Origin of the sequence: Chthonomonas sp., assembly GCF_035294165.1 — a bacterium.
GTDB lineage: Bacteria > Armatimonadota > Chthonomonadetes > Chthonomonadales > Chthonomonadaceae > Chthonomonas.
The window spans coordinates 1-8,339 of record NZ_DATGLN010000016.1 but is presented as its reverse complement, the minus strand read 5'-3'; the positions used below and the strand labels follow the sequence as shown (position 1 = coordinate 8,339).

The window sequence follows — 8,339 nt, the reverse complement described above, 5'->3', positions numbered from 1 at the left end:
TGGTTAGCATCAAGCGGGTAAAGGTTTTGTCGTTTCACTTAAATGATGTATCCGATGATCTCTTCAAGGCCTTCTTGCCACCTGGGTCTTTTATGCGCGATTATATTACTCATCATGACTACCTTGTGGGTGCCAATGGGCTGCTTATTCTAGACCCGCGCTCGGACTGGAATAAGAACCAGCCCTACTTCTGGCGCTGGGCGTTCATCCTAAGCTTAACAGCACTCTTCTTTTTCCTTGTTAGCTTCATCGTCTATCGGCAGCGCCGACCTCGGTTGAAGAAAGGGTAATGCATCCTCTTTTAATGGATGAGCCGAGCATAGAAAAAGGAGTTGTGCTGTATGAGATGTATTCAACAGAAAAAGAAACAGGTTCTTTCTCCGGCGCTTATCGCTCTCCTGCAAGCGGTGGTGAACCTGGGAACGGCCAACACAAAAGCTCTTGCCCGCTACTTAGGGCGTTGTAGCACCACCATAGATACCGAGTTTAAACGCATCTACGCTTTAACCGACACGCATTCCCGTTTAGAGGCCGTAATCTATGCTTTGCGAGTGGGATGGATACAGTTAACACCGCTTGATGAGAACCCTGTCGAGCCTGTTGATAATGAACGGTATAGCAGAGGCCTTGAGGCACCTGGCTGCGGCGCTGGAAGGAAGGAGAAGAGGGAGAGGTGGGTGGCGATAATAATCTAAAGTAACCACTCCATTCCTTAATGTAACCGAAAGTTTCCTCATGGCAAAAGCGTGAGCAGTCTAATACGTCTGGGACTATTTTATATAGTGGCAACACTGTGTGGCGTTATTGCAGGAAAACTGGAACAGCTTCCTACAAGGGGTGGCTGTGGCCCTACGAGCCTTTATGTTCTAGCGTATATGATACACCCTAGACTTGCCTACCCCGACGTAAGTCGCCTCTTCCCTCATCAAGGAGATATCGCCACGATGAGTGATATTCAGTTGGCAGGTAAAAAGCTTGGGGTGCAACTTAGCGGTTACCTGCTCGACCTAAACGTGCTTAGGCAGGAGAAGCCATTAGGCATTGTGCATTTAGATGGCACACATTTTGCTGCAGTTGTCGGATATTCACGTTGCGGCCCTTTGGTAGCAGACCCCGTAGCCTCCGGACACTATGAAGTCGCTTTGATGCCATATCAGGTGTTTAGTATTCGATGGGATGGGGCCATGTTGGTGTGGGACCACGCTTCTTTAGGCAGGAAAAAGTAGTGGTTACTTCTGTGCTCGTTGGAAAATATACTCGTCTTCAAAACGCCGACCGGATAGGGGCGGTGGCTTGTGCTTCTTTTTGCGTAACGTTTGTATGCGTTTACGTGGCATACTATCTTCGCTTGAGCTACTTTTTGTATGACCACTATGGAATGTCAGCCTTCGATCTGGGAATCTTCGATCAGGCCGTTTGGCTTATTAGTCGGGGGCGAGCACCTTGGGTCACTCTGCGCGGGCTACATATTTTGGCCGATCACTCTAGTCTCATCCTCTATCTTATCGCGCCCCTATATCGCTTGTGGTCATCACCTAAACTGTTGCTGTTGCTCCAAACGCTGGCATTGGCGGGTGGGGCTCTTCCCGTATACGGTTTGGGGGTGCATTATACGAAATCCGCTATTTTTGGCCTTGTAATGGCCTGTCTGTATCTGCTCTTCCCCACCATTCAGTGGACGAACGCCTATCAGTTTCATCCAGATGCTTTTGCCCCGGTGCTCTTTTTAGGGGCGCTTTGGATGTATGAAAAACAGAACTATGGAGGCTACTTTTCTCTGCTATTGTTGGCAAGTCTAACAAAAGAGACGACCGGAGCGATTATCTTTGTAGTTGGGTGCCTACTCTGCTTCAAAAACTTGCGGGTGGGGTTAGCGACTTGTCTTCTAGGAGGCCTTGTGGAGTGGACGATGTTAAACATCATAAAACATTTCAATGGCGGGTATCCCTCGGCATATTATCTGCTCTACGCTTCTTACGGGCAGTCTGCTGTAGCCATTATAAAAACGCTGTTACTACATCCACTCTATATCGTTAAAGCGCTCTTTGGGCACACCGGGCTTCTCTATCTGTGGCATCTTCTAGGGATATTCGGTTTCTTGCCCCTCTTCGCTCCCGAGTGGTTGTTCGTTGCAGTGCCGGGAATACTCTTTGTGGTTCTTGTGGAACCTACTCATGTAGAGGTTGCTGCGGGTTATCACTCCCTCTACGCCGTTCCCTTTGTCGTTATGGCTGCATTGGTTGGTGGCAAACGCATCTGGCTGCATTTGCCTCAATGGTGGGCACGAACGGAAATAGGTCTCTTTTGTCTCTTTTGGGGAATAGGGTTTAGCTTTTTGTACAGCCCATTAAATCCAAGGTTCTTTTCTATCAGGGTCTTCGATATTCTTGATGATAACGGGGTTCATGAGATCGACCAGATGCTGAGCATCATTCCACCACATGCGGTAGTTTCGGCTCAGTCGGCATTAACCACCCACTTAAGCCATAGAGCCTTTATCTATAATTTTCCGATGCCCTTTTGTCGGCAAGGTTGGGGAGGCACACCTCAGGCGCTCCGACATATTCTTGACCAAACTCCGCCCAGCCCTCAGGTCTTCAAAACGATTTCACAAGCCTATGCGAACCTGCGCGTAGATTATATTGCGCTATGCCCGATGTTAAGCAGTTTTCCTGTGATGGCACCCTACTGTGATCGGTTTATCCTTATTTTATTGCACTGTCGGAGGTATGGGATAATAGAGATAGGGTGCGATGGCATTTTACTTCAGCGTGGTGCAGATTATGCGGCAGGACTACGCAAACTATCCTCTCTGTCTGGAGTACCTATTCGCTGTGAAAGTGATATAGATAGAGCCTATATGACTTGGAGGGAACGTCAGGTCGCCATAGATGTTCCCTAAGGAGAGAAACCATGTGGACGCAAAAGAAGAAGCGAACGCCCACGCCGAAAAGTGGGTTTACATTGATCGAGTTGCTCGTGGTTATAGCGATAATTGCCTTGCTCGCTGCCCTGATATTTCCTGTGTTTGCAAGGGCGCGTGAGGCGGCGCGTTCCATTGTGTGCCTATCCAATCTAAAGCAGCTTGGGACGGCTATAAGCCTCTATCTGGAGGATTACGACGAAACCTACCCGATGAACCGCCAAGCCGATGCTTTGCACGATTTAGGGGGGTGCACGTCGCCCTCACCAAGCAGCCCACCGAACGACCCATTGGAGGGCAGCAGCGTAAATTGGAAGCGGGAAATTTTACCCTATGTGAAGAGTTTCGATGTATTTCGCTGCCCCTCTAACGGAGATGCATGGAGCACAAACGGATATGCCAGCGTGCCCGGTGATGAGACGAACCTGCTCTATCCAAAATCGCAATGGATCGCTATCTCCTATGCTTACAACGGTAGCTTCTTTCATGAGGGCGTACCTCCCTGCTGGTATGGGGAGGCGAGAACGCGACCGCGCTATGAGACCGAGATCGGCGATGCTTCCGGCCTTGTGTTGCTGTTGGAGTCGCGCTGGAGTTTCCCGGACTTGGGCAGCTGGTTCATCCCGTTGCGCGGCCCTGATAGTGGGGCGCAGGGTCCCTTCCAAAGCCATAACGGGGCTTGTAATTGGCTTTTTGCCGATCTTCATGCAAAACATCTCAAGCCCGATGCCATCTGCCAGATGCACGGATGGTCGGAAAACTACCCAGACCCGACGAACGGCTGCGCGTTGCTTGCCCAGGAAGCACCGGAGTACCGCTAAAGATTGCATGCACTCCGGTCTGTGGCTCGCTTCGATAAGCAGGAACTGTGGGATTTTGTGGCGGGAGAGCGACTGCAGAAGGATTGATGGCAGCCCTAGGTTCGCTCAGAATGTCGCTAAACAGCCTCATGAACTTCTGTTGACGAGCGGGTAGGAGGTTAGTATAATAACCCAAGCAGGAACGGAAGTTCCTAAAACAGGGCGTGTTATAGGGAGGCTATTAAGATGGTGCGTACGGTTATCTCGGATGAGGAAGCAAAGTTTTTTCACGAAAACGGCTACCTTATTTTGCGAAATGTGCTCGCGGAGCCGGAGCTTTCGCGCGTTCAGGCCGCTATGGATGAACTGATGCGTTACGGCAGTGAAACCGTTCGAGACCACCCAGACTATATGTACGGCCGTGGTCATAAGACGGGGCAGCCGGTTTTACAGCGTATCGAGTACGTGATTGATAAGAAAGACGAGATGAAGGTGCTGCTGGGGCATCCGTTCATTCTGAACACGGTGGAGAAGCTGATGGGCCCCGATCTCATTCCCACATGGGATTCGATGGTGCTCAAGCTGCCCGGGGAGGGCATTGTGATTCCATGGCATCGCGATGCCGGCACGGAGCATGTGGGCGATACGCCCATTTTTAACGTGGATTTCTATCTTGATCCGGCAGATTACGACACCTGTGTCTGGGTAATACCCGGCAGCCATCTTTGGAGCAAGGAGCGGACGGCAGCATGGCTGCAGGAGCATGCCAAAGACCACACGCGTGCCGATTTTGAGGCGAGCGGGGCGGTACCGGCCCTGATGTCGCCGGGCGACGTGCTTTTACACAATATTCTAGTGCTGCATGGGTCGCCTGAGAATGCTTCGGAGAAGCTGCGGCGAGTTGTGTACTATGAGTTTCGTACGGCGCATGTGGAGGAGAAGCTGGGGCCGCACACACCCGAATATATTCTGCACAAACAGAAGGTGTTGTTGGCGTGCTTAGAGCGGCGCCGGCAAGCGGACTATATTCCGGCCGACGAGGTTCCCTATGTCTACCACCCGCCGGCCCCGTGGAATCAGGTACAGCTTGCCCCAGGTGAGGAGTTGCCGACCTATCGGTATCCACACGGTGAGTTTTGGCGGGCAGCCTAGTTGGGGCTGTGTATTGGAAAGTGAACGTCACGCTAAGGTGTCTCCTCCTACTTGGTTGGGGCGCTTGTCGTAGGGAACCACCAGCTAACTTTTTGGTCTCTCCTCCCCCTGCAGGGGGAGGGGATGGGGGTAGAGCTGTAGAGATAGACGCCTGTCATTTCGAGATGAACAACTGTCATTTCGAGCCGAAGGCGAGAAATCTTAAGTTTCAGTCCCTATCGGTTCTGAGGGGGGTAGGGGGTGGGGCTGACAATCTCACGGTTCTAGAGTTCAGTTCACCAAGCAAGCCTATCTTATTCGCCCCCTATCCCCTCCTTTCCCCCGATTCGGGAGGTGCTAGCGCACGGCGATGTAGCGGCCAGCGAGATAAGCGATTAAGACAACCTTTCTGGCCGCAGAGGGGGAGGGCGTCGGCCTTGAGGGGAAGGACATCGGCCTTGAAGAGCCGATAATACACCTGTCATTTCGAGCCGAAGGCGAGAAATCTTGCGTTTCGCTTCCCACCAGTTCTGAGGAGCAGGGGTGGGGCTGACAATCTCACGGTTCTAGAGGCAGTTAACAAAGCAAGCTGGCTTTGTTCGCCCCCTATCCCCTCCTTTCCCCCGATTCGGGAGAAAGGGGGCTATCGTGCTAGTTTTTTAAAGGAAAGCTTATTGAAGGAAATCACTGATTAGCTTGTTGGTCTCCTCTCTTCCAGGCCGAGAGAACGAGCAACAGCTTTGCAGGTATCGGCTAGCACCAGGTGTAAAGAGTGATGAGATGATCGTAAAGTAGAAGAGCGCTCAATAACTTGGGAGAGACGGGGGTATGCCGAAGACATTGGTGTTGGAAGTCCCAAACGAAGTCTATCAGGCTTTGCAACAAGAGGCCGCCAAGACGGGGAAGGCGCCGGAGCAGTTGGCCGCCGAATGGCTTGCCCTACAGTCAAACAGGGGAAAAGCAGAGGCTCTGCGACCGTTCTTTGGTGCCTGGCAGATGGCGCCGGATGAGCGTGCACACATCGAGAAAATGCTCGATGAAGAGCGGCATCTTGAGGAAGACGCCAAGTGAACTATCTCTTCGACACCAATCATGCAATAGCTTACCTGAACGGAGATCATCGCCTGACACCCTATCTTAGGGCGGTTCAGAGAGTAGGAAGTCTATTTTTCCATTTCAACCACGGTATTAGGTGAACTCTATTATGGGGCTTATGTCAGTCAACGTGCTGCAGATAATCTTATAAAGTTGGCTACATTCGCTTCCCACCTCGTCGTTTTCCCTTTCGACGAAGCGGCTGCGGTCGAGTTTGGCAAAATTTGCGCTGAGCAACGTTCTAAAGGAAAACCGATCCCTACCGCAGATGCTCAAATTGCTGCCGTTGCCCGCCTGCATGATCTGGTGGTGCTTACAAATGACGCCCATTTTTATCTCATAGATACACTGAAAATCGAGAATTGGCTCCTCTCTTCGTGAAGCTAGGCTACCTTGCTCGTCTACAATGCCCTCCTTTAGTCTTAGCAGCTAAGCAGGAGGGAGGCGATCTTGAGGACAAGACCTCGGCCTTGAAGAGCTGGCGATACGCTTGTCATTTCGAGCCGAAGGCGAGAAATCTAGTGTTTCACATCCCACCAGTTCTGAGGGGGTAGGGGGTGGGGCTGACAATCTCACGGTTCTAGAGTTCAGTTCACGGAGCAAGCTGGCTTTGTTCGCCCCCTATCCCCTCCTTTCGTCTTCGCAGACGGCAATACAGCGGCCAGCGAGATAGACGATCTTGGGAACTGTACTGGCCGCAAAGGCGCCGTCCGCGAGGACGCCCACCGCGAGGTGCTCCTCTCCCTGTAGGGGTACCCGTGAAGGGAAAAGGCGCAGTGCGCAGCACTGTCAGCCTTGAGGTTACCCACCTATTTGGAAAAGGGGCAGGAAGCAAGTTCTGTGTTTTAGGGGTGTTTGCAGACCAAAACAGGCTGTAAGTGAGAATATGCTTCCTCACGGCACGAGGACTTCGGTTCGTTAGGCGATGGCGTGCGTGTTTTGATCGGGCCCGAGCAGCCAACGCAGGATGGGATAGAGGGGAATGGCAAGGGCCATGTTGTAGAGGGTGGTTTTGCCGGTAGCCTGAAGCCAATGGAGCAGAAGGGGAGGCGGAGCGGCCACCAGATAGATAAGCGCCGCCACCAGGGTGCCCGTGGCGGCGAAGAAAGGGGCGAGGAAGGTGCTGCCGCGAAAGACCCGCTCGCCTAGCCAGCCGATGCCGAAGCCTACCAAGGTGTTGCCCACGATAATGCCCCCAAGCCCTCCACCGAGGAGGGGAGAGAGGGAGGCGAACAGAAAGCCGTTAATGAACCCTAACAAGGCCCCCTCATTTGCCGTGCAAAAGGTGGCCCCCAACGTGGTGAGCAGGAGCGGCAGTTGGGGAGTAGCGTCCTCAATGGCGATTCGGCCGGCCCATGCAAACTGGAGGATAGCCGCCACAAGCGGCAGAACGATAAACAGCAGGAGGCGTTTGCCCAAGCTCATCGCAGCACGTAGACCTCTTCCAGCCGATTGAAGTCTACGGCAGGCTTCACGAGGGCCTGTTTGCTGGTATGACCTTGATCTACCTGTACGCTCACCACCGTGCCGATGGGAATGCCTGGGGGGAACACACCGTAGCCTGCGGTTACAATTTTATCGCCGGGGCGAATATCGGCATCGCCGGCAAGGTCTATGAGCGGGATGAGGGGCGAATAGTTGCCACGACAAAGGCCGACGGCTCGCGAGGAAGCCCGCTGCACGCGCGCGCCCACCATGCCGTTGCGATCGGTAAGAAGCACGACGGTTGCGGTGTTGGGGGTCACCTCGCTCACCTGGCCTACCAGACCGTCGCGAGTTACGACGACGCTATGCACATGCACCCCATCGTTGCTACCTCGCGAGATGACGATGGTGTTAAAGTTCGGGTCGGGGCGTAGGGCGATCACCCAGGCCGCGATAGGGGGGTTGGGGAGAGTTCGTACGAAGCCGAGGTCTTGTTGTAGCTGCACGTTTTCGGCAGCGGCCTCTTGCAGGCTTGCGTTTTCGGCCTTCAGTCGCTCCACTTCGGCGCGCAAACGCCGATTCTCCCGTTCGAGGGCGCTGCCTCGCAGAATCCATCCAAAATTGCGACCACACCATCGGGAAAATCGGTTTAGCGTGCCGGCAGGGTAGGCCAGTGCGGTGCGGGTCCAGGTGGTAACGGGGTCGGGGCGTCCATGGGCGACGAGGCGATTATGCCAGGCTCCGGCCAGAGTACCGAGCAACAAAAGCAGCAGCAGCGCCTTATAGCGCAGGTGTCCGTGTTGGCGTTCCGGCGGCAGCATGGTGGTAGACCCCTAAGAGTGCCGGCCGGGGCTAGCGCCCTCGAAGGGCACGACGCATGGCGGGGTTGGCTTCTAGCTCTTCTAGGAAGCGGCCGGCGCCCAACACCACACAGCATAGCGGGTCTGGAGCGATGTGGACGGGCA

Annotated in this window: 10 protein-coding genes; 8 read left to right on the top strand and 2 right to left on the bottom strand. The window is 53.6% G+C overall.

Annotation, left to right across the window (positions count from 1 at the left end):
• The 8 genes from VKV29_RS00465 to VKV29_RS00430 form a co-directional block, all read left to right on the top strand.
• The coding region (locus tag VKV29_RS00465) for a hypothetical protein (RefSeq protein ID WP_324199329.1) at positions 1–290 on the top strand (290 nt) is incomplete at its 5' end.
• Between the two features lie 51 nt (positions 291–341).
• On the top strand, positions 342–695 hold the full coding sequence (locus VKV29_RS00460) for a hypothetical protein (RefSeq protein WP_324199328.1): 354 nt from the start codon (positions 342–344) through the stop codon (positions 693–695).
• A 51-nt stretch (positions 696–746) separates the two neighbouring features.
• Positions 747–1,226 carry a cysteine peptidase family C39 domain-containing protein gene (locus VKV29_RS00455; RefSeq protein ID WP_324199327.1) on the top strand — a complete coding sequence of 160 codons (480 nt, stop codon included), beginning with the start codon at positions 747–749 and terminating at the stop codon, positions 1,224–1,226.
• A complete protein-coding gene (locus VKV29_RS00450; protein WP_324199326.1) occupies positions 1,226–2,902 on the top strand; it encodes a DUF2079 domain-containing protein in 1,677 nt (558 codons plus the stop codon). The genes VKV29_RS00455 and VKV29_RS00450 overlap by 1 nt, the downstream gene beginning before the upstream one ends.
• Positions 2,903–2,913: 11 nt before the next feature.
• On the top strand, positions 2,914–3,744 hold the full coding sequence (locus VKV29_RS00445) for a DUF1559 domain-containing protein (RefSeq protein WP_324199325.1): 831 nt from the start codon (positions 2,914–2,916) through the stop codon (positions 3,742–3,744).
• Between the two features lie 225 nt (positions 3,745–3,969).
• Positions 3,970–4,875 carry a phytanoyl-CoA dioxygenase family protein gene (locus VKV29_RS00440; protein ID WP_324199324.1) on the top strand — a complete coding sequence of 302 codons (906 nt, stop codon included), beginning with the start codon at positions 3,970–3,972 and terminating at the stop codon, positions 4,873–4,875.
• 807 nt (positions 4,876–5,682) lie between these two features.
• Positions 5,683–5,925: a hypothetical protein gene (locus VKV29_RS00435; protein ID WP_324199323.1), complete on the top strand. Its 243-nt coding sequence runs from the start codon at positions 5,683–5,685 to the stop codon at positions 5,923–5,925.
• A 102-nt stretch (positions 5,926–6,027) separates the two neighbouring features.
• Positions 6,028–6,330, top strand: coding sequence for a type II toxin-antitoxin system VapC family toxin (locus tag VKV29_RS00430; protein WP_324199330.1), 303 nt, complete (start codon positions 6,028–6,030; stop codon positions 6,328–6,330).
• Between the two features lie 537 nt (positions 6,331–6,867).
• Here the strand turns inward: VKV29_RS00430 and VKV29_RS00425 are convergent.
• Positions 6,868–7,374 carry a hypothetical protein gene (locus VKV29_RS00425; protein WP_324199322.1) on the bottom strand — a complete coding sequence of 169 codons (507 nt, stop codon included), beginning with the start codon at positions 7,372–7,374 and terminating at the stop codon, positions 6,868–6,870.
• A complete protein-coding gene (mreC, locus tag VKV29_RS00420; RefSeq protein ID WP_324199321.1) occupies positions 7,371–8,195 on the bottom strand; it encodes a rod shape-determining protein MreC in 825 nt (274 codons plus the stop codon). Before mreC ends, VKV29_RS00425 begins: the two co-directional genes overlap by 4 nt.
• Between the last annotated feature and the right edge of the window lie 144 nt (positions 8,196–8,339).

What these genes read in the sequence shown, in the direction of transcription:
- VKV29_RS00440 (WP_324199324.1), top strand. Translation starts at nt 3,970, where the DNA reads ATGGTGCGTACGGTTATCTCGGATGAGGAAGCAAAGTTTTTTCACGAA.
- VKV29_RS00425 (WP_324199322.1), bottom strand. Translation starts at nt 7,374, where the DNA reads ATGAGCTTGGGCAAACGCCTCCTGCTGTTTATCGTTCTGCCGCTTGTG.
- mreC (WP_324199321.1), bottom strand. Translation starts at nt 8,195, where the DNA reads ATGCTGCCGCCGGAACGCCAACACGGACACCTGCGCTATAAGGCGCTG.
- VKV29_RS00460 (WP_324199328.1), top strand. Translation starts at nt 342, where the DNA reads ATGAGATGTATTCAACAGAAAAAGAAACAGGTTCTTTCTCCGGCGCTT.
- VKV29_RS00435 (WP_324199323.1), top strand. Translation starts at nt 5,683, where the DNA reads ATGCCGAAGACATTGGTGTTGGAAGTCCCAAACGAAGTCTATCAGGCT.
- VKV29_RS00445 (WP_324199325.1), top strand. Translation starts at nt 2,914, where the DNA reads ATGTGGACGCAAAAGAAGAAGCGAACGCCCACGCCGAAAAGTGGGTTT.